At 36.8% G+C, this 24,154-nt stretch carries 26 protein-coding genes; 1 reads left to right on the forward strand and 25 read right to left on the reverse strand.

From position 1 onward, the window contains the following. Positions 1–14 precede the first annotated feature (14 nt). Genes G6O70_RS01815 through rsmG form a run of 4 tightly spaced genes read right to left on the reverse strand, consistent with a single transcriptional unit; the run spans position 15 to position 3,286 of the window. Entirely contained in the window at positions 15–893 is an 879-nt protein-coding gene (locus G6O70_RS01815) for a ParB/RepB/Spo0J family partition protein (protein ID WP_275453067.1), read from the reverse strand. Beyond that, on the reverse strand, positions 886–1,653 hold the full coding sequence (locus tag G6O70_RS01820; RefSeq protein ID WP_057869788.1) for a ParA family protein: 768 nt from the start codon (positions 1,651–1,653) through the stop codon (positions 886–888). Before G6O70_RS01820 ends, G6O70_RS01815 begins: the two co-directional genes overlap by 8 nt. Positions 1,654–1,676: 23 nt before the next feature. Next, entirely contained in the window at positions 1,677–2,528 is an 852-nt protein-coding gene (gene noc, locus G6O70_RS01825) for a nucleoid occlusion protein (protein WP_057869787.1), read from the reverse strand. 29 nt (positions 2,529–2,557) lie between these two features. Further along, positions 2,558–3,286 (reverse strand): 16S rRNA (guanine(527)-N(7))-methyltransferase RsmG, encoded by a 729-nt coding sequence (gene rsmG, locus G6O70_RS01830; RefSeq protein WP_057869786.1) that lies wholly within the window; start codon positions 3,284–3,286, stop codon positions 2,558–2,560. A gap of 510 nt (positions 3,287–3,796) precedes the next feature. Here rsmG and G6O70_RS01835 point away from each other — a divergent pair. Beyond that, a complete protein-coding gene (locus G6O70_RS01835; RefSeq protein ID WP_057869785.1) occupies positions 3,797–4,432 on the forward strand; it encodes an NAD(P)H-binding protein in 636 nt (211 codons plus the stop codon). 131 nt (positions 4,433–4,563) lie between these two features. Here G6O70_RS01835 and G6O70_RS01840 read toward each other — a convergent pair whose 3' ends face one another. From G6O70_RS01840 to G6O70_RS01940, 21 genes are all read right to left on the reverse strand, one after another. After that, positions 4,564–4,878, reverse strand: a complete 315-nt coding sequence (locus tag G6O70_RS01840; RefSeq protein ID WP_057869784.1) for a SemiSWEET family transporter — start codon at positions 4,876–4,878, stop codon at positions 4,564–4,566. Between the two features lie 198 nt (positions 4,879–5,076). After that, positions 5,077–5,289 (reverse strand): DUF3923 family protein, encoded by a 213-nt coding sequence (locus G6O70_RS01845; protein ID WP_057869783.1) that lies wholly within the window; start codon positions 5,287–5,289, stop codon positions 5,077–5,079. 7 nt (positions 5,290–5,296) lie between these two features. After that, complete coding sequence (locus tag G6O70_RS01850; protein WP_057869782.1) at positions 5,297–5,845, reverse strand: helix-turn-helix transcriptional regulator; 549 nt, start codon at positions 5,843–5,845, stop codon at positions 5,297–5,299. A 74-nt stretch (positions 5,846–5,919) separates the two neighbouring features. After that, the gene (locus G6O70_RS01855; RefSeq protein WP_057869781.1) at positions 5,920–6,504 is read right to left on the reverse strand and encodes a histidine phosphatase family protein; all 585 of its coding nucleotides are present in this window, start codon (positions 6,502–6,504) and stop codon (positions 5,920–5,922) included. A gap of 666 nt (positions 6,505–7,170) precedes the next feature. Continuing rightward, a complete protein-coding gene (locus tag G6O70_RS01860; protein ID WP_057869779.1) occupies positions 7,171–8,280 on the reverse strand; it encodes a DUF4767 domain-containing protein in 1,110 nt (369 codons plus the stop codon). A gap of 26 nt (positions 8,281–8,306) precedes the next feature. After that, on the reverse strand, positions 8,307–8,861 hold the full coding sequence (locus G6O70_RS01865) for a hypothetical protein (protein WP_057869778.1): 555 nt from the start codon (positions 8,859–8,861) through the stop codon (positions 8,307–8,309). 252 nt (positions 8,862–9,113) lie between these two features. After that, on the reverse strand, positions 9,114–11,279 hold the full coding sequence (locus tag G6O70_RS01870) for a hypothetical protein (protein WP_219934290.1): 2,166 nt from the start codon (positions 11,277–11,279) through the stop codon (positions 9,114–9,116). A gap of 73 nt (positions 11,280–11,352) precedes the next feature. Beyond that, complete coding sequence (fliS, locus tag G6O70_RS01875; protein ID WP_057869776.1) at positions 11,353–11,730, reverse strand: flagellar export chaperone FliS; 378 nt, start codon at positions 11,728–11,730, stop codon at positions 11,353–11,355. A 16-nt stretch (positions 11,731–11,746) separates the two neighbouring features. Next, positions 11,747–12,088: a hypothetical protein gene (locus tag G6O70_RS01880; protein ID WP_057869775.1), complete on the reverse strand. Its 342-nt coding sequence runs from the start codon at positions 12,086–12,088 to the stop codon at positions 11,747–11,749. Positions 12,089–12,103: 15 nt separating this feature from the next. Then, on the reverse strand, positions 12,104–13,519 hold the full coding sequence (gene fliD, locus G6O70_RS01885; protein WP_057869774.1) for a flagellar filament capping protein FliD: 1,416 nt from the start codon (positions 13,517–13,519) through the stop codon (positions 12,104–12,106). A gap of 10 nt (positions 13,520–13,529) precedes the next feature. Then, entirely contained in the window at positions 13,530–13,958 is a 429-nt protein-coding gene (locus G6O70_RS01890; protein WP_057869773.1) for a flagellar protein FlaG, read from the reverse strand. Positions 13,959–14,076: 118 nt separating this feature from the next. Continuing rightward, positions 14,077–15,135, reverse strand: coding sequence for a flagellin N-terminal helical domain-containing protein (locus G6O70_RS01895; RefSeq protein WP_057869772.1), 1,059 nt, complete (start codon positions 15,133–15,135; stop codon positions 14,077–14,079). Between the two features lie 503 nt (positions 15,136–15,638). Beyond that, positions 15,639–16,943 (reverse strand): IS1380 family transposase, encoded by a 1,305-nt coding sequence (locus G6O70_RS01900; RefSeq protein ID WP_057870478.1) that lies wholly within the window; start codon positions 16,941–16,943, stop codon positions 15,639–15,641. 180 nt (positions 16,944–17,123) lie between these two features. Then, positions 17,124–18,050 (reverse strand): flagellar hook-associated protein FlgL, encoded by a 927-nt coding sequence (gene flgL, locus G6O70_RS01905; protein ID WP_057870450.1) that lies wholly within the window; start codon positions 18,048–18,050, stop codon positions 17,124–17,126. Between the two features lie 7 nt (positions 18,051–18,057). Then, the gene (gene flgK / locus G6O70_RS01910; RefSeq protein ID WP_057870451.1) at positions 18,058–19,581 is read right to left on the reverse strand and encodes a flagellar hook-associated protein FlgK; all 1,524 of its coding nucleotides are present in this window, start codon (positions 19,579–19,581) and stop codon (positions 18,058–18,060) included. A gap of 12 nt (positions 19,582–19,593) precedes the next feature. Further along, positions 19,594–19,953 carry a hypothetical protein gene (locus G6O70_RS01915; protein WP_057870452.1) on the reverse strand — a complete coding sequence of 120 codons (360 nt, stop codon included), beginning with the start codon at positions 19,951–19,953 and terminating at the stop codon, positions 19,594–19,596. A gap of 1 nt (position 19,954) precedes the next feature. Continuing rightward, entirely contained in the window at positions 19,955–20,257 is a 303-nt protein-coding gene (gene flgM / locus G6O70_RS01920) for a flagellar biosynthesis anti-sigma factor FlgM (protein ID WP_233419206.1), read from the reverse strand. 109 nt (positions 20,258–20,366) lie between these two features. Continuing rightward, positions 20,367–21,479, reverse strand: a complete 1,113-nt coding sequence (gene fliY / locus G6O70_RS01925; protein ID WP_057870454.1) for a flagellar motor switch phosphatase FliY — start codon at positions 21,477–21,479, stop codon at positions 20,367–20,369. Continuing rightward, the gene (locus tag G6O70_RS01930; protein WP_057870455.1) at positions 21,476–21,703 is read right to left on the reverse strand and encodes a FliM/FliN family flagellar motor switch protein; all 228 of its coding nucleotides are present in this window, start codon (positions 21,701–21,703) and stop codon (positions 21,476–21,478) included. The genes fliY and G6O70_RS01930 overlap by 4 nt, the downstream gene beginning before the upstream one ends. Positions 21,704–21,958: 255 nt before the next feature. Further along, positions 21,959–23,263, reverse strand: coding sequence for an IS1380 family transposase (locus G6O70_RS01935; RefSeq protein WP_057870478.1), 1,305 nt, complete (start codon positions 23,261–23,263; stop codon positions 21,959–21,961). A 39-nt stretch (positions 23,264–23,302) separates the two neighbouring features. Continuing rightward, a complete protein-coding gene (locus tag G6O70_RS01940; RefSeq protein WP_219934291.1) occupies positions 23,303–24,142 on the reverse strand; it encodes a flagellar motor switch protein FliM in 840 nt (279 codons plus the stop codon). Between the last annotated feature and the right edge of the window lie 12 nt (positions 24,143–24,154).

Here is a 24,154-nt window from a genome sequence, read left to right on the forward strand (position 1 = left end):
ACCTATTCTAATGGTTAATCAAGATTTATTCCAAGTATATCCATGATTCGATTGAAGTCAGATGTCGATAAGTAATCAATCTCAATCTTGCCCTTACCTTGTCTAGAACTTGTTTTAACTGCAACTTTTGTTCCGAACTTCTCTCGTAATGCATTCTCACTTTGCTCATAATAAACCGCATTTGGATCTTTTTTTATTTTTTTTGCCGTTTTTTTATCGTCACCATTCATTTTAGCAACTAATTGTTCAAGCTGACGTACAGTTAGATTATCGGCAACCGTCTTCTTCGCAACCGGAATAACCTGTTTCTTGTCTTTCAAAGCTAACAATGTACGTGCCTGTCCCATTGACAATTCTTCTTGTTGCAGCATATCTTTAACTTCTTTGGGTAAGCCTAATAGTCTTAAATAATTAGCAATATATGGTCTGCTTTTTCCAAGTCGTTCAGAAACCTGTGCCTGGGTAAGTTGCAACTTACCCATCAAGGTATTATAAGCCTGCGCTTCTTCAAGCGGTGTCAAATCTTCACGTTGTAAATTTTCAAGAATTGCAATTTCCATCATACTTGCTTCATCAATCTCACGAATAATCGCAGGAATACTCTTCTTTTCTGCCAATTTAGAAGCACGAAAACGTCTTTCACCAGAAATTATCTCGTAACCCTTAACACTCGATTTGCGTACAATGATTGGCTGAAAAACACCGGATTTCTTAATTGAAACAGAGAGTTCAGATAATGCTTCCTCATCAAATATCTTGCGTGGTTGGTAAGGATTCGGACGAATATCATCCAAGGCTATCTCCGTAACAACCTCTTTACCATCATCGACTTGTTCTAAGTCTTGAAAAAGCGCTTCGATTCCTCTGCCAAGGCCTTTATTATTTTTATTCACCATGATTAGCCAATACCTCCTTTGCTAATGCCATATATTCCTTGGCACCTCTTGATGCGGGGTCATAATCAACAATTGCGAGCCCATGACTTGGTGCTTCTGACAAACGAACATTTCTCGGAATCACTGTCTTGTAGACCTTATCCTTGAAGAACTTCTGTACTTCATCAACAACTTGTGAGCCCAGATTGGTTCGTGCATCCAACATTGTCATTAGAACACCTTCAATTGCCAATTGCGGGTTAAAATGTTTTTGGACAAGCTTAATTGTATTTATCAGTTGACTAAGTCCTTCTAGTGCATAATACTCGCTTTGGACTGGAATCAAGATTGAATCACTGGCACTAAAAGCATTAATAGTTAGTAAGCCAAGAGAAGGAGGACAGTCAATCAGAATATAATCATATGTGTCTTTAATCTGCTTAACAGCATCCAACAATCGCGATTCTCGCGCCATCTGCGAGGTTAACTCAATCTCTGCGCCTGACAATTGAATCGTTGCAGGAACAATATCTAGCCCCTTATGACTTGTGGCAATAATCGTATCAGCAATTGGATACTCATTAACTAAAACATCATAAATGTCTTTCTCAATCTCTGTTTTGTGAACTCCAACACCGCTTGTAGCATTTCCCTGTGCATCTGAATCAATCAATAAGACTTTCTTGCCTAGGTCTGCCAGACAAGCTCCCAAGTTGACGCTTGTGGTTGTCTTGCCTACGCCACCTTTTTGGTTGGCAAGTGCTATTACAATCCCCATGTTTTTCTGACCCTCCTATAACTTTATTTGTCTTCTTGCTGTTTTTTATCAACTGGAATGTCAATCACGATTCGATGAAAACCGGGAACCTCTTCTTCATGTGTCTTGACCTTCATTCCATTTTCCTTAATCAGCTTAACTGACTTCTTAATCGTATTTACCGCGATCCGTGTATCGTGAAGTGCCTTATTACGTTGAGTTTTCTTCTTAATTTGATTAACTGGCTGTTCCTTTTTTTCTAATTCTTTAAGGACAAGTGCCTCTGTTTCTTTAACTGTTAATTGCTTGTCAATGACCTGCTTTATTACCTCAATTTGCTTCTCATCTTCCAAGCTCAGCACACTGCGACCGTGACGTTCCAAGACTTTTCGTTGCATAATCACCCGCTGGACATAAGGTGCCAACTTGAGTAATCGCAATTTATTTGCAACAAATGATTGGCTCTTGCCAAGTGCTTTAGCCAGCTCGGTTTGTGTCAGCTTATTTAATTCCATCAGTTCATGGTAGGCCTTAGCTTCTTCAATTGCAGTCAAGCTCTCACGCTGTAAATTCTCAATTACCGCAAGTGACGCAGCTTCTGTATCAGTCATTTCTTTGACAATTGCTGAAATCTTTTCCCATTGTAGCAATGAAACAGCTCTAAAACGTCTTTCACCAGCAATAATTTCGAACTGATTTTCCTGATACTCTCTTACAATAATCGGTTGTAACAAACCATGGTCGCGAATTGTATTAGCCAACTCGACAATTTTCTCTTCTTCAAAAACCTTCCGTGGTTGAAATCTATTAGGCACAATCTGTGAAAGTTCAATTTCTCTTACTGATTGTGTCTGGACTTCTGTTTTTTTATCTTTATTCCAAAATGAAAATGCCACTATCGTTTCCTCCTCGAATGTTTATTAGTCTACCCTAACAGAGGCTTCTTCCCAGGTGTACCTGCTTTTCTAGGATACTTCACAGGTGTTTTTTTGATCTTATTAATCTCAATGATATGACGTTCATCGCCTGTTACAGGAAGTATTAATTTATCATCCTTAGCGAATTTACCGCCCAATGTCTTGATTGCAAATTGCGCTTCATCTAGTTCCGCTCCAGCTTTTTGAGCCTTCAACGCAACGAAGCTTCCACCGACTTTTACCAAGGGAAGGCATAACTCAGCCAAAACATTAAGACGTGCAACAGCTCGAGCCGTTACAATATCGAAGTTCTCACGGAATTGACTCTTCTTACCTGCAAATTCTTCTGCTCGTGCATGAAAGAAAGATACACCAGTCAATCCGAGGTTATTAGCTAACTGATCTAGGAAAAGAATTCGTTTATTCAAAGAATCCACAATTGTAATCTCCAATTGCGGAAAAGCTATTTTCAGAGGAATTGATGGAAAACCTGCTCCCGCCCCTACATCACATAAGGTCAACGATTCTTCTTGTAATCGTGGAATTGCTACACCCGTCAGAATCGAGTCGAAGAAATGCTTTAGATACACTTCATTTTTTTCAGTGATTGCCGTTAGATTAGTGTGCGCATTAAAATCGACTAGCAACTGGAAGTATTGTTCATATTGTTGCATTTGGTGGTTGTCTAATTCTATTCCTAAGTTCAAAAGAGCCTGTTTAAATTCTGTTGGATTCATATTGTCCCTCTTAATATTTCTTGCGATTTATCATATTCGTTTGCATTTTGTGAAACACAATTGTTTCACGAACTACTATTAGTTTATGATACTTTTAAGGTTAATTCAAGGCTTTATGAATAACAAACTTATTGATTTATTGTTTGAGAAAAACAAATGACGTGTTTAATCTAATCACTAAAAAAGAAGCCCCTCAATATCTTTTTATTTCTTTACTTTGTACTGAATTTTATAATCTAACTTCTTATATAGTTCATATTTTTTGAGAGAAAGCTGTCTAATAATTATGACAAGCAATGTGGAATATCATTCTGAATATCCAAAATAGTATTTTTATTATTTTTAATTTTTCAATTACGCTTTCAAGTAACAAAGAGAAAGTCTAACAACCCTTCTTTTTATTCGCATGATTATTAACAAAGTAATTATTTTATCCAAAGTTAAACTACTAACAGTGAAATACCTAAAAATGATAAAATACAACTGATAATAATACTAAGGGGTGTGTAAATGAAAATATTTATTGTTGGAGCCACAGGACGTGTCGCTACTAAACTAATTGAACAATTGGCTTTGGAAGGTCATGAAATTTTGGCGGGTGCAAGATCCCCAGAGAGAGTTTTAAAGAGTCCGTATGTTACCCCGCTGAAGTTGGACTTACATGATGAGCTTAAAACCTTATCAGGAATTATCAAGGATGTAGATGTTATTTACTTTGTTGCTGGCTCACGCGGAAAAGATTTATTACAAACCGATGCCTTCGGTGCTGTTAAAGTAATGCAAGTTGCAAAACAAAACCATATTAATCGATTTATTATGCTTAGTTCTGCTTTTTCTTTAGAACCAGAACAATGGAAGAGAAAAGGAATGGAGAGTCTGTTAGACTATAATATCGCTAAGTTCTTCGCTGATAATTATCTTGTCCACCAAAGTAAGCTAGACTACACAATCTTGCAAGCCACTGCATTAATTGAGGGAGAAGGCTCTCATAGAATTGCTCTTAATGAAAAGAGTGGCCTAAAAAATACAATTCAAAATGTGGCTGAAACACTGGCAGCTCTCATCAAGGCTGATAACACTCGTAAAAAGATTATTAAAATGAGCGATGGAGAAACTCCTATTAGTGAAGCTTTGGCACAAATGTAAGTTCTAGTTGTTTGATTTCATTTTTATAAAAGATGAACAAAAAGAGACTAATGAAAACCTAGGAGCGTTTTTCACTAGTCTCTTTTTGAATGGCATTAGTCCTTTAAGTTGCCATAAAAACATGTATTAAATTAATGAATGTATATCGTAATAACTGTAAATAGTCCAAAAAAAATGCCAGGAACATTGGAAATTATTACAGGCCAATCTTTATATGTTTTATTCCAGCCATAGCCAGTCCAAAGTGAGGCATTCACCATTGCTACAAATGGCTGCAAAAAGCCAACTGGATGTCCTGAAAAATTACTAATAATTTGAGGAATATATGAAATATACATCGCAATGCACATAATAGTTGCCAATTTACTTAGTATTTTGAGACGCTTAATCCTATCAGCTGATACTGCGTCTTTTCCTTCTGGGTATTTTGATGTGTCAATTCTCATATGCTTTTCTCCTTATTGGTTAAAGTATACATTATAGCTTAACATTCTTTTTTAGAAACGTAAAAAGTAGTATGGGAGAAAAAACAATTAATTGACTATTTAAAGCTAATTATATCCATAAAAGGTTAATATGATAGCCTTTTTATAAATGCCTTATTATTCATCAGAAGTTATACTTTCCAAATTTCCAGCATTCTCCTACCCTTTTCTCCTCACAAATATCAAGATAACTAACTGTATCACCAATATAATTATAAAAAAGACTGCTAGAACACCCAAAGAAACTAGCCTTGTCTTTGGTGTTTGGACTGCACCTGAACCATCAATTCTTCTTGTCATCAAAACAAAGCTCAGCGTACCAAAAATTAGTAACCAAATTAGGTTTCCTAACCACCACATCTTCAATCTCATATGCTAACTACTCCTTTTTTTGGTAGTAGTATGTACTAAACAATTGCCATAATAGAATTAGACTGCTTATAAAAGTTGTAGTTTGAAAACTAAAATCATTTAAAATATCATTAATAAATGTACAACTTAAAAATAAGGTTAGACTAAATATCTGCATTAAAATCTGTATTTTACTATCTGCGAACTTAGTTAAAAAAACTAGTATGACACTCAACAAGATTAATCCGTCCATTACTAACAATGCCCGTGAATTTGAAGCTATAGTCAATCTGCTGGTGATTAATGTTATTAATAACAGCAACGGATAAAGCAAAGTTATAGTAAAATTACTTTTTTCAACCTTTGCTTTCTCTCCTCCACTAATCAGTTCATCCGTTGTAGTTCCATAAACATTCGCCAATTTTTTTATCAGTATAACATCTGGTAAATGTCTCCCAGTTTCCCAATTAGAGACTGCCTGCCGTGAAACATGTAATTTTTTGGCAACAACAGCTTGAGTGAGCCCATTTTCTTGTCGTTTATACTTTAAGAGTTCTGATATCTTAGCTACAACCATACATACTCCTCCTCAAAATTAACGTGTCTCTATTCTAATAGCAAGACAGACATCCTGTCATCCTCGTTATACTCTTATTTCTTGTCTATAATTAAAACTTCCTTTTTATCAACAATCTTACTATTTTCATCGAAGCTTATTTTCAACACATACGGAGTAAAACACTGTAATCTGATAAAATCTGAATATCCAAATTCATTATCGAAATGATTAAGCATAGCACTTAAGGCCGCTCCATGAGTTGAAAATAATATCGTTTCTCCTCGATTCTGTTCAAGAATCTTACTAAGCACCTTCATATTTCTTTGCTGTAAACTATTCATTGATTCGCCGTTTTTTTCATGGAAATCAAAATTTTCCCATCTTTTTTTAAGTAGCATATCCCCATTTTCACCAATATCGCCGCGAACTCTTTCTTTTAAACGTTCATCCGTGTGCACCTTAAGTTTTTTTTCAGAAACTAGTGGTTCAATTGTCTGTAAGGTTCTCTTGTAGGGACTTGAGATACAAAAATCAAAAGAGATATCCTTAAGCACATCAAGTACCGCTAAAGAATCATCTCTTCCAACTTGAGTTAATGTCATCGTTGCATCATCTGCCCAAGAATAATCAGGCAATGCATGACGAACAAAATAGATATTCGTTGTATTCGTTAACATCCAATTCTCCTTTGTAAAAGCTAATATTTGAAAAGTATATGCTGAAAATAAGTTATATGCAACAATTCCCAAAATTCCGGATTTACAACGGTTTAGATCAAAGACTAAAATTACCCCCACCTCTATATTTGTTACGTATAAACATGTCCATAAGCCCAAATTCTTAAAATTCGCTATAAGTCGTTTTGCATTAATGCTCAAGTTCCCCGACTGATGTCATTATCCCAAAACACAAAAAGTGGACATTTACCATCTGTTCATCCAAACCATTCAACGAAAAAAGTTTAGAGAAAAAAGGAAATGTCCTTATGTCTAATGGTATTACCAAATTATTGCTAAGTATAAAAGGTTAACTATGTAGAAACTGCTGATGGTGTTAGAAAAAGTGTCAGTGTTATCCGTCTGAATGGGACTTGCGACCACCGGCCAAAAACTTATCTTCATTTTGGAATTATCAATGACCGCTAAATCAACAATAATGCAACGTACACCTCAGAAACAATATCAGCTTGCACTTAAAACGAAGAGCCCTTCAATGTGGATAGTCAAAACAACTTTTGGGTTCCAAATGAATTTAGCTTCGACAAACTAGCATGGTCCTCCATTTCTATATACCTAATTCACTTCAGATAAACACTCCCTTAAAAGTTCAATAAACTCCTGGCTCTAATTGGCGTCATCATAGTAGGTAATATCATCATATTTCTGACCCTGCAGTTTTTTAGCTAGATCAGTCGAAGTATAATATGTCTGTGAACACCAAAAATCGGCACCGCCCGCTTCAATCATCACATCAATATTCTGCCCATCAGCATTTTCTTGTTTAACCCCATAACTGTCGCCATCACCAGCAGTTTGATTCCAACCTCTAATATTCAGAAAATTAATTCCACGAACATTGGTTGTACTAGCACTACCCCAATCATCATGTTGTGGTTCTTGTGCTGGATCAACGTTGGTATCACGTGTATGTAAGTAAGTCTTAGACCCATTGGCAATCAAAGTGTCATCTGTAATTGTGATCGTATTAAGATTGCCTTCATCATCATAACCGTACCATGTCCGTCTCAAGGCAGTCGGAACAATTGAGGTTGCCTTCTGACTCTGACTGTTGGAACTTGGAATCGTTGCACTTTGTCCCTTAATAATATTGGCAAAACCTGTGTTCAAAACCGTATTCTCCGTTTGTTTGAAATGAATTAAATTATCTGGCATGCCCTGATTCTGTTGCGTAACCAGTACTTTAGGCTGACCATTATGCAACACAAAAAGATACAGATGCTCACCCATATCTTGAACATGTTCAGCATCAGAGTAGACGGCTACCACTTCATACTCCTTTTTGCCTTTTCCCGTATTCGACCATTCAATTGAAACTTGTTGATTGTCAACTGCAGTCGTCTTTTTCGCCAATTCATCTGGATAATTTACCCCATAGAAATTAACATTCTTAGCTGGTGTATAACTCTCATATTGCTGATTCATCGTCTCTTGCCACTGATCCATAAACTTGCTCAACGCAACTGCTTTACTACTATTCCAATAACCGGATTTAGCTGTATCACTATTACTGCTTGAACCAGTATTTTTTGAACTAGCAGAAGCAACAGTATTACCATGCTTCTTCTTCGTTGAAGACTCGCCTATCTTTTTCTGTGTAGACGTATTTTTACTGTCTTTGTTGGCAAAAGCAGGTTGGCTGTTGGAACTGCAAGCGGTAGTTGTCAATAATAAAGCAACTAAAAAAGGCGTTACTAAAACTCTACATAATTTCATATTTTAATCTCACCTTCTCTAAAGTACTAATAATCATGATTTTTTTCGAAACATTTATTGAAAACATCTGTAATTCCGTCTAACTTATTGCTTATCATACGGTTTTGAGCTTGCCTACTAGGATGCGTAAAGACTTTGTAATTAATTTTATATTTGTTTAGAAGCTCAAGAGTTTCTCCAAGATTAGCATATCCCATAAGAATAATATTTCCAATAGTATATCCTTCTTCCTTACCTATAATTATATCTCTTATTTTATCTAAGCATTCTTTATTTCTATTTCCGTAATAAATTGACTGGTTTTCTGCTATACTTTTCAACATTTTTTTCACTTCTTCTATGTTATCGACATTATCATCCTTTACTTCAAATCTTTTAGTATAATATTCATATTCACTTTCATTGAGAGTTATCTCTAAAATCTTTTTAAATGTATCATATAATTCTGATTTACTATTCAATGCTGCAAAAGCTACTTCATCAAATAAATAGCCTTCCGGTCTACAATTCTCTTGCCCTTTTGCCTCCCCATCAATCCTATATTTTTTATTTCCAAGTACTATATTTATTTTTTTAGACATAAAAACTTCTCCATTTTATATAAACGTTATAACTTCCCCCATTTGAAACTTCAAAGAACTGAGGAGTTCCTCCCCGACTATCTACATTTGCTTTGAAAAAGAGAAAACAATTAATTCTCATCCATATCATATTTAAAGTACTTTCGTTCTACTAAGTTTGTTGCCTTAAATAACTGACAAACTTTAATAATTTTAAGAATGAGTTTTTAGTATTACACTTAGCTTAACAATTGAAGTCAAATATAGTTAATACTATACCAAGGCTATCAATTCATTTTCATCAGGTAACTTACGTTGCTTGAAAATATCTAAAATTTTATCAAAATAAATTTTGTGAATATATTTGCGTGGGCTTTCTGAAGCAAACATTATTTGTAGCTGATGATTAAATCTTTTATTCAGGAATGTACTTTGTAAGATAATTTCAACTTCATCCGCTTTCAAAGGAACTGATAACACGGTTTCAATAAATTCTTCTTTGGCTATTCTAATCATTAATATTGCATCATCTTCCACAAACTGGTCCATAATTTTTTTTGCACCCAAACTCCCGATCGTCCCACCTACTACAGCACCAATAGCGGTACCAACTACCGGTATTCCTGATCCAATAACGCCACCTACAGCTGCTCCTGTAGCCATACCAGTGCCAGTAACTACAGAATTTTTTATTAATTGTTGGGTCGAGATTCGACCGCGCAGGCAACTAACAACATCTGGTCCAAAAGCAACTACAGCAGTTACCGTCCCCAAGGCTAGCCCTGTTACTTTTGCTGTTTTTACACTATTACTTAGATTTCCCCCGCTAAACAATTGATTTCCTAAAGCTTTGCCCATTTTTGAACCTGCAAACTGTGACGCAATCATATACATACTACCACCCCAAACTACTGGTTTCGCAATGGCTAAAGCCGTACTTTTCAAAGCTTCTTTTTCGCTACTCCCATGCCAACGACTGTTACAATAAATCCAAACTCCATTAACCAGAGCGGTTGGCATTGATGATGCAACACCTGTCATAAAATCACCACCTACAGACCACACTAATTTATCGCCCAGGGTAACAGATTTCATCTGAATATTACCATCAGAATCACGGATAACCTTGTTATTCTCATCATGCATTGGAATTTCACTATGCCGATCAAAAATAGACTTAGTAGCTATTTGAGAATGCTCATATGAAATAGCACCCTTTTTTAAATACTTAACAGCATTTTGAGGATTGCTCTCGTTTGGTACTTCTCCATCCTTAATACGTTTAGCAATTATTTTAACAGAATCCTCATACTGGTCTCGTGGCACTTCAATGATCATCATTCTTTTATTTGTACCCTCACCAAAAGTGTATTTGGCTTGTCCTCCATTAAACGTTTGACCTACAGTTTTTCCTGCGCTTTTTAAATATTTGGTTTGAATCACTTTACCATTTACAATACGATCCGCACCATTTTTAGCATGTGTGGCTCCTTCACGTTTTGTGTTTTTAAATTTTATCCGATCTAAAGTATCACCATATTGTTCTCCTACATGTCCATGTCCTTGTCCTCCACCAAATCGGTCATTAAGTTGATTTTCTCCTAAATCATTAAAAGCCGCTTTATTTAAACTAGATAAAATACCACCATTTCTGGAAGATAATTGTTTCGAATTATTAATTGCTTGTTCAGTAGCTGACTCTAGATCGGCGTTAATTTCCTCACCTAAAAATAAAACATTGTCCTTGCTAACTTTAGTCCATCCCACATCAATTGCTAAATTTAGTACATCTAATAGTATTTTTAGACTTTCACTATTCAGGTTAACCTTTCTTTTAGTATGATCAGCATAAAAAACAATTAGTTGACTGTCACTTTTTAACTTGACCTTATAGACATCCTGAAAAGGAATTTGGAGAATATTGACACCATACTTATCTTCATCTGCCTTATGATTTTCCATCTGTGTTTTAATAATGATACCACGTGTTGTCACTAAGTAGCCATATTCCCTAAACATCATTTCATTGTCTTTAGGGTGAGCATCATATAAAATAGCATAATCATTTTCTGTATCTATATTTTCTATGCCAGCACTAAAATATTGAGTTCGATTATATGGTAAATCCTTATGATCCGTAATTTTCTTAGTAACAACTCCAGAAAAATCACGTGCATTCATTTTAACTGGGGATTTCTCTGATCTCCACTGCCTAATTTCTACTGACTCAGTGGAGTGTACATGAAAATACAACCCACAAACAGTTAATAGCGTTATAATGGACACTAATCCTACATTGTTAAACATAAATAATATTATTATTGGTGATATTAGACTACTAACGAAAAATCCAATTATCGATTTTTTAAAATTATAATTTAGCTTTGAATACATCACCCAAAATACTATTCCACCAAATATAATAAATAATAACTCCATACCTACACCTACTCACTTTTATTATAAAAAAGCGCCTCAAAAGCTAAGCTTTTTAAGACGTTTTTATTACTTACTATTTTTCTTCCGTTGTAATTTGCGTCCAAGCATCAAGCAACTCCGTCAACATTTTAACAACAGGTGGCAATAAAGTTTGGTCCTTGTTCATATTAGCCTTAACAAGCTGCTGATACATGAATTCATATAAAGATTCAAGATTCTCAGGGACATCGCCCCCAACTTCAGTATTTAGCGAGCCTTTAAGCTCCATCAAGATGTCTTGTGCTCGAACCAATTCCTTATGTGCTTTTTTAGGATTATCATTTTCAATTGCGAGCCCAGCAATTTTAACACTCTTAATCGCGCCTTGGTACAACATTTCAATTAGTTTATTAGGTGAAGCACTCATTACTTGATTCTTTAAATAACTTTTTTTAACATTTTCGTAGCCCATTATTTATTTTCGCTCCTTAAAAGTCAACGTCTATCAAGGACGCACCTTGTTCTTGCTGCAAGTATGTTCTAATTGTACTATTCGGTCTGCTTAGCTGCGATATTTTCTGCGATAATTGTTTCTTTTGAGCGGAAAAAGCACTCATTAATTTATTATACTTTTGGACAATTTGGTCAATAATCACTTTTTCCGAACTAGTCAATTCTGCTAGTGAGTGGTCATTCAACACTGTAATCATCGCACGTGCATCTTTTAAAATATGCTCCGCTTGCTCTAAACTCTTCTCATCCCAAGAACCAAGTAGTGTATTTAACTGCTCCAGTTGTTCTAATAGTTCTTTATTCTGCTTTAATTCCATTGCTCACACCTATTCTTAACTTGAAAGTGACGATGTCTGGGTTGTAAAGTAGCTCATTTGTGACTGTGCTTCCATCATGGCTTGATCAAGGCGGGTGAACATATCAACATATTGTGTTTTCTTAGCTTCTAGCATTATATTAAAATTATCAATCTGACTATTTAGATCTTTAATGCTCGAATCATAACCTGCGGATTTAGTTGCAATAATGCCCTTATTAGATGAACTATCAACTAAATAAGTATTCAGCATCTTAGACAAATCTGCAGCATAGCCAGATTCAGAAGTAACGGTTCCAACTGAGCTCTTGGTTGATTGGTAGAACATATTCTTAACCGCAGTTGGATCATCTGTAATTGCTTTGTTCAGCTTATCTTGATCTAACCCTAATGTTCCATCACGATCAACAAGTGAAATTCCAACCTCACTTGGGTTTAAACTACTACCAGTGACATAGGGATTAGTAATCATATTGCGCAAAGATGTTTGCAGACGCATTAATTCACTATCACCCGCTAATTTACCAGTTGTATTGTCTGATTTACTAGGGTCACCAACACTAAGGTCATCGTTAATCAAACTCATTAAACTATTATACTGGGTTACCATATCATTAACTGCTGAAACTGTCTTAGACGTATCATTGGTTAAAGAAAGCGTAACATGACTATCGCTAACTTTTGAGAGCGTAAATGTCGTTCCCTCAATTGCATCACTAACCGTATTAGTATCACGCGTAATTTTCATACCATCAAGTTCAAAAATGGCTGATTTCCCCTTGGCAGTTGTTGCTCCACTCCCAAGTCCCAGACTTGTAGCAGCATCACCAGCAACACTAATATTACGTGCTCCCATCTTATTATCAGTCAGAACTAAGCGGTTATCAACCACGCTGGCTTTGATGCTGGAACTACTAGTTTGTTTATTAATCTTAGCAGCGATGTCATTCAAAGTGTCAGTGTCACTGATGTCAAAGCTGAAAGTCTTAGCTTGCCCATTAGTATCTGTTTCTGCACTAGTTAATGTTAATGAACCAGAAGCTCCAACAGCGGTTTTGCTGTTTTTAACATCAAGTTGAGTACCGGTAATCTTGCTGGCGGTTGCCAACTGATCAACTTTTAAGTCATAAGTTCCTTCAGCAGCCGATGTATCTCCAGTAATCGAAGCAATCGTCGCATCTGATGTTGTTACTTTCTTAGTCTGATAGGTATCATCAGACTGTAGAGCTGTCACCTTGGTCAGAAAATTATTTAGGCGGGTTTTAACATCGCTCCAGGCTGTCTTTTGATCAGTTAAAGTTGTTATTTGACTCTGGGCTTTAGTCTTACCAGCAGAATCAGCTTGCAATAAAGCTTCAATATCATCAGCCGTAATCCCTGAATATTGCCCTAAAGTACTGCTGATTCCATTAGTGGTTGTAATACTTGCCATCCCTCACTCACTATCCTTTCTTATCAACGACAATACCCATCTGTTTCCAGATACTGCCAATTACATCCAACATTTTAGTTGGTGGAATTTCCTTAATAACATCGTCATTCTTCATATTAATCAACTGAACATAAGTCCGTCCAGTTGTTTTATGAACCTTAAAGCGCATGCGAACATCACGTCCAAGCAGATGTTTATTCATTTCATCCACAGCCTGTTCCAACTGCGCCTGTGGTATTGCCTGCAACGTAGCATCACTTTTATCCTCATCTTCTTTAGAAGATACCTTCTCATTAATCGTCTTCTTCTCACCTTTATCCGACAAAAGATCTTGGGCTAGACGACGCAGGTCTAAGTTTGTTCCATCTAAATCACTGCCCGTTTCAATCGGTTGAACCCTCGGTGTCGGTGGAACTGGCTGAATCTTCTCAATTTCCATCCATACATCCTCCCCTTCAAAAAGGATAACTTAAAAAAGTTATGTATGCCACAAAAACCGACCGCCGAATTTACACGACGACCGGCCTTTGCCAAAAACGAAGATCTGTTGCTTAAAATTAACCTTGTAATAATGAAAGAACACTGTTTGGCATTGAGTTTGCTTGTGCAAGCATTGATGTTGAAGCCTGTGTCAAGATGTTTGCTTTCGTGAAGTTTGTCATTTCTTCAGCCATATCAACGTCACGAATACGTGAGTTAGCTTCAGAAAGGTTTTCTTCAGTTGTACCCAAGTTGTTAACAGTATGTGTCAAACGATTTTGAGCAGCACCTAAATCAGCACGTTGGTCAGAAACCTTCTTGATAGCACTATCGATACTTGTGATTGCTTTAGTAGCGTTATCACGTCCATTCTGATCAATTGTTGTAGCAGCTACATTTGCAAGCCCGTCATTATAAGCCTTATCTGCAGCAGCCTTTTGAGCATTTGCAGCTGCTAACTTAACACTATCTCCAGCAGCATCTGTAACCGCCTGCGCAGCATCCGTTTGAGCTTTCACAGCGGCCTTGCCGTCATCACTAGCCTCATATGTTGCCTTTGCAGCTGTCGTTGCAGCTGTTTTTTGAGCATCCGTTGCATCAAGAGAAACTGTTGAATCAGCATCAGTTTCTCCTAAGAGTGTCTTTGCGTCCATTTTACCAATCGTAACATCCATTGTTTGGCCTGCATTAGCACCAATCTGGAATGTGAATTTCTGATTATCTGTATCCAATAAATTTTTAGTATTGAACTGAGTTGTAGTACTAATACGATTTATTTCATCATGTAAAGCATTGAACTCTTTGTTAACAGCTGCACGATCATCTGAACTCAAAGTTCCGTTAGCACTTTGAACTGAGAGATCACGCATACGGCCTAAGATACTATGTGTTTCATTCAAGGCACCTTCAGCTGTTTGGATCATTGAAATACCATCTTGAGCATTACGAGTAGCTTGGCTTAAACCACCAATTTGGCCTTTCATTTTTTCTGAAATTGCTAATCCAGCTGCATCGTCTCCAGCTTTGTTGATTCGTGAACCGGATGATAACTTAGCTAATGAGTTACTTTTTGATGTAGTTGCAGCATTCAAACTACGCAATGTATTCATAGCAGAAACGTTTGTATTAATTCTCATGTTGAATTCCTCCAATTATTATAAGCTTATTATTTAGTTTTTGAGGTTTTCCCCCTCACAATTATATGTATCGGCATGGCAATTAATTATTTAATAGGTTTTTTTAAAAAAATTTCATCTATATATTAAATATTTTTGACAGTAACGCTACTACTATGTATTTTGACATTATTTATGCTGAATAAAACCTTTGTTGTTAAAAAAGAAAGTTTCTGTCTTCTTGCATACCCTAACATAATAAAAAAAGAGCGGCCTTTATTTGCCACCCCATAAGAAGTTTACCTTCTTAATAACGATCATATTATTCCCTGAATTATTCATAGTTCATTAAAAGCCCGTCAGTTTTCGTATTTTTTCGAAAACTGACGGGTATGTCTTTATCTTTTGCTGAAATACTATGTTTATAAGTTCTAGCTAGTGAGATTTTTCAACTAACTCAGAATTGCTTTGAATTTTTGGATACACTTGTCCCTTGGTTGTACAGATTTTTTTAATTTTGCCGGTTATTCAATAGCCTGGATACGCTGTAGAACCTGGTAGAACAGTCGATGGTAAACATGATACGAGCTCAGTCGCAACTGAATGCGTCGGCCAGTATGCACGACACGTGCCGCAAATTTGAATAAACGGATCCGCAATGTGCTAACGCACAAACCTGAATCATGTTTTGTCAGTGCTAGCTGCTTTAAAAAGTTGACAATATTGTAAGCCAGTACACTAACCATCATCCGGGCAGCGTTGGCATTAAACGTTGAACTATCAGTCTTATCGAAAAAGAAACCTGCTTTAGCTTCTTTGATGTAATTTTCCATTTGGCCGCGTTTGTGATACAGTTCAAAGGCTGTTTCAGCCGTTAAATTAGTCAGATTAGTAACGATAAATTCATGTGAAAAGATCAGTTCACCGGCTGCTCGAGTTGATTTAACATAGATCTGCCGCGGCTTAGGCCACGATGCTGATTGATAGATTTCAGAGTAGTAGTGAGTCTCTTTCTCTTGCCACTGGGTTTGATCACTGATCTTGACGAACTTTTCAGCTAGATTCTGCAGTTTCCGATTGCGTTTGAGTCGAATAATGTAAAACACATCGTCGGCTTCACAGACATCGTAAACTTCTGGCGTGGCGAAGCCACTATCACCACGAACCAGAATGTCAGTCGTGGGCAGCTGAGTTTGATAATGCTTTAATAGTGGTGTTAAAAAAGCTTTTACATCTTTGCTGGTGTAGGCATTTCCAGGACGCAAGACAGCTTTCAATAAGTTACCATCTTGATCAGTTGCCAGTAATGGATGATATCCTTCAGTACCATAATGTGCGTTGTAGTTAGTGGCTTCCTGTTTGCCATAAGTGTCTGAGTGAGTCGAATCGATATCAATAATCGTGGCTGTCTGGTTGGTTAATAGTCGAACACGGTCGATCAAAGCCTCATTTAAAGTCTGTAATGTGCTAACACTATCTTTATCAAAGCGTTGCCAAAAACGTGATATTGTTGCTTGTGAAGCCAAAGACGGTTTATCCAATAATAATTTAAAAAGCGGTTCTTTTTCTAAAAAAGTTGCCGCAGAATCTGTGCTATAACCGGCAATAATCTGAAGAGTTAACTGTCTTAAGATACTAGAATTACTGTGTTGACAATATCGTCGCTGGTCATTGAACCTCAATAGTTTATCGGCCAAGTTGGTGAACTGAAACTTTGCCATCAGTTCTACACACAATGTTAGCCCGCCATCGGAAGATAATTGACCACCCGTATGCGATACTAAAATATTCTTGTTGAAATTGAATGCCATTTCCTGTAAAGTTTTCAATGTAGAGTCCTCTTCTCTCATGTGGTTTTGTTTAGCAATTTAACTATACCAGAGCTGAGGCTCTTTTTGTGCACTTAAAAGGTGAAAATGCAAAATGCCCATCAAACGCGTGAAGCATGTGTTTGATGGGTATCTTGTGTATTTTTGTGAATAAATCAGGTATTCTTAGACATATTAAATTTAATCCAAATAATTTAACACCGTTGTCTGCATAATCTTAGTCCCCATCGCAATTGTTGCTTGATAAGCTGTCATTTGGTTCTGATATTCCATGTACTTTGAAGCCACATCAACATCTTGCTTATCAGATATTTCCTCTTTCAAGTTAAGTGTTTCTGTACTGTTTCTGGATTGTGCCGCACTCAGCCTATTCTCCAAAGCCCCAACTTGTGACCGTACCGAAGTGATATTATCGCTCAAGTTGTCAAACCTCGATAATAAATCACCTGACAGTTGTGTTTTATCATCCGAATTAAGCGCACTAACCAAATCATTGAAATATGTTCCTAGATTATCGTCTTTACCAGTAGTTTTATCATGGGTATTCATCAAATTATTACCGTTGGATAGTAAATCAACTGATACGCCTTCAGATATCTCGCGCGGTAAATTTTGGTCTGTTCCTTGATAATCGATTCCAGTAATATCACCATCACTATTTTTTTTAACTACATATGGTGGTGTATTAGTGTTACTGCCACCAAAAATATAACGTCCATCGAAATTTGTATTCAATGTATCAACCAATTCTGAAATTGACTGTTGAATCTCATCTTTATTTGCTTTCACTTCATCTGTACCTGCAGTTGCTGTCGCTGAAGACTGAACTAATGTCCGAATTCTCAACATTGTTGTGCCAGCATCATTTAACGCAGAATCCTGTACTTGAGTCCATGAGATAGCATCATTAATAGTCTTCGAATACATCTGGTTTTGATCAAGTGCAACATTCAGTCCCATAATTTTCGAAACCAGCAAAGGATTGTCAGACGACTTGCTGACTTCCTTAAAACTCGATAACTGATTCATCGTTTTTTGAACTTTACTAGAATTAGTCCCTAGATTCTTAATAAAGTCACTATACATAATATTGTTTGAAATTCTCATTTGCTTTCTATACCCCCGTTCTGTTAATCAACGTGTCCAGCATTTCGGATACCACAGACAGCAAACGTGCATTTGCTTGGAAGCCTTGCTGAAATTTAATAACATCTGACATTTCTTCGTTCAAGGAGACTCCCGAAACAGATTCATTTTTGTACTCTAATTGATTTAATAACGAGAGCTGTGCAGCAGAAGTATTATCGGCTTGCTGCTTAGAGATACCATTTTTAGTTACAATATTATTAAAGTCATCTGCATATGTTGATCCACTAGCACTATCCTTGAAGGTCATACTTGTCGCATCATACGAACCAAGCTGTGTATCATCAACGGGTTGGCCGAATTTAACTGTTGCGAGTTTTGCAATTGCTAATGCCTTTGATCCATCGCCTGAGAGATTTGTTCGTCCAACAGACATCGATTGAGGATTATTTGTTACTGCATCACTGACTTTAAAATTTAACGCATAGTTCTGGGGATCATCGCCCATTTCAAAGAATCCAGTTGTACTAGACTTTCCATCAGTATAAATCGTATTGACCGTTTTTGTAATTGTACTAACAAAATCATTAAGTTCATCGGTTCGCTTTTGAATTTCATTTACCGAACTCTGTAATCCACCAATTGTTCCTGATGCAATATCAAGTTGGCTATACGACTTGGCACCACTAGTTCCATCAGTACTAATCAATACTGTTCCAACTGAGTAATCACCTGTTATTTTCTCCATACTAGAGACAGTATCTCCGCCAAAAGCAATACTGGATTGTCCATTAGTGGACTCCATGACTGTACTCAAAGTCGCACGTGTATCCTTGGTAAGAATATCTTGGCCCCCCAACTGAATTGAGGCTCTTCCATAACCATCAATTGAAGTGGAAATATCTGCCAGTCCAGAGATATCCTTCAGTAAGCTATCCCGTGAATCCAATAAATCATTGGGAGTTTCACCTTGACTCGACATGTTATATATTTGTTCATTCAATGTTTGTAGTTGTTTAACCTTCTCATTAAAATCCAAGGTATTCTTGGCAACACTTTGAACTGAATCGTCCTTCAATTGCTCGATATTCTTGGCCATTCCTCTGATAGTATCACCAAGAGTACTTGCATTTTCAACTACTAATGTCTTAGCAGTTCCAAGTTCAGGATTGTTTCCAAGCTGCGTCCAGCTACTAGTTAACGTTGAGAGTTGTTTTATCACACCATTGTCAGAGGGTTCATTAAATGTCTCTTCTAGTTGTCCGAGAGTATCCGATTTTTGATTGTAAAACTGATACTGTGAGTTAGCACTTCTAATTTGATTTCTCACAAAATCATCAACAACACGTGTAATTTTTGCAGTCTTAACTCCAGTGCCCATAGTCCCAACACCAGTAATCGTGTAAGGTGGAGTAGTCTGCAGTTGTACACGCTGCCTAGAGTAACCGTCCGTATTCGTATTTGCAATATTATGGCTACTGGTTTGTAATGCCACTTGATTAGCACTCATCCCAGTTGTTGCTGTATTTAACGTTCCAAATAAACCTGACATTTTATCTACCTCTCAAACTTCTTCATCAATCAAATTGGTGCGAATCTCACCCTTAACTTGTGCACTTTTAGAGTACGTCCCAGCTGAATTTCCAAGATTCTTCTTAATTGTTGTCATCAACATATTTTGATAAGACATTGCTTGTTGTGTGAGCAAAAGATTCTCTTCCTGCTGCACTTTAATCTTAGTGATCAGCCCGCGTGCCTTCTCCGAAACATCCCCGTGATACTCTTCTAAGATCTTTACAAAGTTTTCTTTCTCTGACAACAAGCTGATGAGGTTCTCCCCATCGTCCTTGATTAGATAGGTTCTTTCCTTCTTTAATAGTCTAACAAAGCTTCCCAAATGGCGTTCGAATTCTCTTGTCTGCATACTAGTCTTCCTTTTGTATATTGACTTGTGCCATCATTCGTTTGGCGATATCCTCTGCTGATATCTTATAATTTCCACTATTAATTGCATTCTTTAGAGTTGCAACCTTGTTTAAATCAATTCCAGGTTCAACATGAGCACCTTGCATTATCTTTTGTGCCTTTTCTGATAATTCAACACTTGTTGACTCTTTAGACGACTTATTAGAAGTTTGATTCTTGTCTGCAGCCAATTGTGTATTCTTTGAAAGCTTGGCAGCTTGTTCTCCATATATATTAGTTCCTTGATAACCATCGATCTTCAAAATGTCCAACTCCTTTCTTCAAAAAGTATCATATATTTAATATCGGCACAATAAAAAAAAGTTAAACCTCTTTCGTTCAACTTTTTTTATTGCTTTCACTTAATTTATTCTACTTAAGACGATTTATTCTCTGCGTTGGGGATAAAATATTAGTTATCCTAATACCAAAGTTCTCATTGATTACCACTACTTCACCAGTAGCAATTGGCTTCCCATTAAGTAGTATCTCCAAAGGTTCATCAGTCAATCGATCTAATTCAATAACAGATCCTGTCCCAAAAGATAAAATATCGCGGACTTTTTTCTCGCTTCGACCCAAAACAACACTTAGATTTAATGGAACATCCAATAATAAATCTAGATTGTCTCCTTCAGCTTTTCGCTCATCTTTCAGTACTTGGAATTCTGGCTTGCTCACCTCAACTGGCTTTTCAACAACTGGTTCTGCTTGTGGTTGTGAAGTTGTTGTTGCTGGTTCTACAATTTTTTCTGCACTTGTTTGAGCAGCAGCTTCAACTTCAGGCTCTTCTTCGTTTCTAACGGTTGTTGCCGTGTCAGAAAGCATCGCCTTTGCAATATCTTCCACCATATCTGCAGTAAAAATCTGCATAATTTCACTTTCAATTAAACCCTCAACGGACAATGAAAATGAAATACGGTATACATCAGCATTACTATCAAGATTATCGTAGTGAACGGCTTCTGGATCTTCCCATAACTTAACATTCGGTGGTAAAATATCAACCTTACGATTTATCATGGTTGCCATAGATGTCGATGCCGAACCAATCATTTGGTTCATTGCTTCTGCAACTGCACTTAATTCCAAATCAGTAAATTGTTCATTCTCAGGCTTACCATCTCCGCCCATCATTAAATCAGCAATTATAACTGCATCTTTAACTTCGAGAAGTAATAAGTTTGAGCCAACCAATCCTTCTTTAAAACCAACAACAGTTGAAACCTTAGGTGTATCTATTGCACCTAAAATATCACCAAATTTTGTTGCTTCGACTCTTGGAGTAGTGATACTTACACGTTTATTTAAAATAGATGACAGGGTTGTTGCCGCCTGTGACATCGATATATTTCCTACTTCTCCAATAATATCTTGTCTTGTTTTTTCATCAATATCACTTGTTACTTCAGCAGTATCGCTTGTACCTGCTCCTGCTCCTGCCATCATTGCATCAATTTCTTCTTGTGATAGACTGTCACTCATTGAGTTTCCCCCTCTAACTTGTCGATTAATTCTACAGCAATCTGATTATTTTTCTTACCCAATTTGACACTATAATACGGACTGCCTTCAACATACGAATCAAGCGGCTCGTTAATCTTACTATCTAACTTCAAAATATCTCCTGGCTCAAGGTGTAAGAAGTTCGATAACTCCAACTCCGATTCACCTAAGACTACTTGTAAGTCAAGTCCAATATTGTTCATACTTTCTTTTAACTTACGTTCATCATTTGCACTATACTCTTGATTTGAGTCGAACCAATCCTGAATTATTCATAGTTCATTAAAAGCCCGTCAGTTTTCGTATTTTTTCGAAAACTGACGGGTATGTCTTTATCTTTTGCTGAAATACTATGTTTATAAGTTCTAGCTAGTGAGATTTTTCAACTAACTCAGAATTGCTTTGAATTTTTGGATACACTTGTCCCTTGGTTGTACAGATTTTTTTAATTTTGCCGGTTATTCAATAGCCTGGATACGCTGTAGAACCTGGTAGAACAGTCGATGGTAAACATGATACGAGCTCAGTCGCAACTGAATGCGTCGGCCAGTATGCACGACACGTGCCGCAAATTTGAATAAACGGATCCGCAATGTGCTAACGCACAAACCTGAATCATGTTTTGTCAGTGCTAGCTGCTTTAAAAAGTTGACAATATTGTAAGCCAGTACACTAACCATCATCCGGGCAGCGTTGGCATTAAACGTTGAACTATCAGTCTTATCGAAAAAGAAACCTGCTTTAGCTTCTTTGATGTAATTTTCCATTTGGCCGCGTTTGTGATACAGTTCAAAGGCTGTTTCAGCCGTTAAATTAGTCAGATTAGTAACGATAAATTCATGTGAAAAGATCAGTTCACCGGCTGCTCGAGTTGATTTAACATAGATCTGCCGCGGCTTAGGCCACGATGCTGATTGATAGATTTCAGAGTAGTAGTGAGTCTCTTTCTCTTGCCACTGGGTTTGATCACTGATCTTGACGAACTTTTCAGCTAGATTCTGCAGTTTCCGATTGCGTTTGAGTCGAATAATGTAAAACACATCGTCGGCTTCACAGACATCGTAAACTTCTGGCGTGGCGAAGCCACTATCACCACGAACCAGAATGTCAGTCGTGGGCAGCTGAGTTTGATAATGCTTTAATAGTGGTGTTAAAAAAGCTTTTACATCTTTGCTGGTGTAGGCATTTCCAGGACGCAAGACAGCTTTCAATAAGTTACCATCTTGATCAGTTGCCAGTAATGGATGATATCCTTCAGTACCATAATGTGCGTTGTAGTTAGTGGCTTCCTGTTTGCCATAAGTGTCTGAGTGAGTCGAATCGATATCAATAATCGTGGCTGTCTGGTTGGTTAATAGTCGAACACGGTCGATCAAAGCCTCATTTAAAGTCTGTAATGTGCTAACACTATCTTTATCAAAGCGTTGCCAAAAACGTGATATTGTTGCTTGTGAAGCCAAAGACGGTTTATCCAATAATAATTTAAAAAGCGGTTCTTTTTCTAAAAAAGTTGCCGCAGAATCTGTGCTATAACCGGCAATAATCTGAAGAGTTAACTGTCTTAAGATACTAGAATTACTGTGTTGACAATATCGTCGCTGGTCATTGAACCTCAATAGTTTATCGGCCAAGTTGGTGAACTGAAACTTTGCCATCAGTTCTACACACAATGTTAGCCCGCCATCGGAAGATAATTGACCACCCGTATGCGATACTAAAATATTCTTGTTGAAATTGAATGCCATTTCCTGTAAAGTTTTCAATGTAGAGTCCTCTTCTCTCATGTGGTTTTGTTTAGCAATTTAACTATACCAGAGCTGAGGCTCTTTTTGTGCACTTAAAAGGTGAAAATGCAAAATGCCCATCAAACGCGTGAAGCATGTGTTTGATGGGTATCTTGTGTATTTTTGTGAATAAATCAGGAACCAATTATGAAAACTTAACTTATCTGTCAATCCTTCAAAGAAGACATAAGGAACACAAATATTCACAAAACTATCAACATCACCTATCCTAACGGTAAATGTTATCATCACAACCGGCTCATTTGGTGACATATTCTGAAGTAATTGTGGGTTACTATCCAACTCATCAAATTCAGTCTGTAATTCAATAATATCTTTCCAAACATTCTCATAAATCTTGGTCATCTCAATAACGATTTCTTTTAAAAGTATCAATTCAATATCCGTAAAGGAATCTTTCTCCTTTAATGAGATATTCTCCTGCTTACCATTATCAGTTCCCCCACAAAGTAACTCCACAATCAGCATGCAAAGCTGAGGATTCATTTCTAAAATCTGAATTCCTTTTAGTGGTTCAGAGTGGAAAAGTCCCAGTAAAGTAAAACGTGGTACTGAATGAATAAATTCATCGTAACTGACCTGCTCAATAGACGCCAGATTAAAACTGATATTTGAACGTAAGAGCGTCGAAAGAACATTACTACTAACCTTAGAAAAGTCCTCGAAAATCATGTGCAACGTATTGACATACTCTTTGGACAGCTTTGTTGGTCTTCTGAAATCATAGCTCTTTACTTTGAGTTCTTCTTTTTTTTCAGTTTTTTCTTCTACAATTTCACCGTTGTTCATTGCGTTCAACAGAGAATCAATTTCTTGTTGTGTCAATACTTGGTCCACTTTGATCCCTCA

The sequence above is a fragment of the Liquorilactobacillus hordei DSM 19519 genome, from assembly GCF_019443985.1.
Taxonomy (GTDB): Bacteria; Bacillota; Bacilli; order Lactobacillales; family Lactobacillaceae; genus Liquorilactobacillus; species Liquorilactobacillus hordei.

Bases quoted from the DNA above. Each gene is read 5' to 3' on its own strand.
- G6O70_RS01820 (WP_057869788.1), bottom strand. From the start codon at position 1,653: ATGGGGATTGTAATAGCACTTGCCAACCAAAAAGGTGGCGTAGGCAAG.
- rsmG (WP_057869786.1), bottom strand. From the start codon at position 3,286: ATGAATCCAACAGAATTTAAACAGGCTCTTTTGAACTTAGGAATAGAA.
- G6O70_RS01835 (WP_057869785.1), top strand. From the start codon at position 3,797: ATGAAAATATTTATTGTTGGAGCCACAGGACGTGTCGCTACTAAACTA.
- G6O70_RS01840 (WP_057869784.1), bottom strand. From the start codon at position 4,878: ATGAGAATTGACACATCAAAATACCCAGAAGGAAAAGACGCAGTATCA.
- G6O70_RS01845 (WP_057869783.1), bottom strand. From the start codon at position 5,289: ATGAGATTGAAGATGTGGTGGTTAGGAAACCTAATTTGGTTACTAATT.
- G6O70_RS01850 (WP_057869782.1), bottom strand. From the start codon at position 5,845: ATGGTTGTAGCTAAGATATCAGAACTCTTAAAGTATAAACGACAAGAA.
- G6O70_RS01855 (WP_057869781.1), bottom strand. From the start codon at position 6,504: ATGTTAACGAATACAACGAATATCTATTTTGTTCGTCATGCATTGCCT.
- G6O70_RS01860 (WP_057869779.1), bottom strand. From the start codon at position 8,280: ATGAAATTATGTAGAGTTTTAGTAACGCCTTTTTTAGTTGCTTTATTA.
- G6O70_RS01865 (WP_057869778.1), bottom strand. From the start codon at position 8,861: ATGTCTAAAAAAATAAATATAGTACTTGGAAATAAAAAATATAGGATT.
- G6O70_RS01870 (WP_219934290.1), bottom strand. From the start codon at position 11,279: ATGGAGTTATTATTTATTATATTTGGTGGAATAGTATTTTGGGTGATG.
- fliS (WP_057869776.1), bottom strand. From the start codon at position 11,730: ATGGGCTACGAAAATGTTAAAAAAAGTTATTTAAAGAATCAAGTAATG.
- G6O70_RS01880 (WP_057869775.1), bottom strand. From the start codon at position 12,088: ATGGAATTAAAGCAGAATAAAGAACTATTAGAACAACTGGAGCAGTTA.
- fliD (WP_057869774.1), bottom strand. From the start codon at position 13,519: ATGGCAAGTATTACAACCACTAATGGAATCAGCAGTACTTTAGGGCAA.
- G6O70_RS01890 (WP_057869773.1), bottom strand. From the start codon at position 13,958: ATGGAAATTGAGAAGATTCAGCCAGTTCCACCGACACCGAGGGTTCAA.
- G6O70_RS01895 (WP_057869772.1), bottom strand. From the start codon at position 15,135: ATGAGAATTAATACAAACGTTTCTGCTATGAATACATTGCGTAGTTTG.
- flgL (WP_057870450.1), bottom strand. From the start codon at position 18,050: ATGAGAATTTCAAACAATATTATGTATAGTGACTTTATTAAGAATCTA.
- flgK (WP_057870451.1), bottom strand. From the start codon at position 19,581: ATGTCAGGTTTATTTGGAACGTTAAATACAGCAACAACTGGGATGAGT.
- G6O70_RS01915 (WP_057870452.1), bottom strand. From the start codon at position 19,953: ATGCAGACAAGAGAATTCGAACGCCATTTGGGAAGCTTTGTTAGACTA.
- fliY (WP_057870454.1), bottom strand. From the start codon at position 21,479: ATGAGTGACAGTCTATCACAAGAAGAAATTGATGCAATGATGGCAGGA.
- G6O70_RS01930 (WP_057870455.1), bottom strand. From the start codon at position 21,703: ATGAACAATATTGGACTTGACTTACAAGTAGTCTTAGGTGAATCGGAG.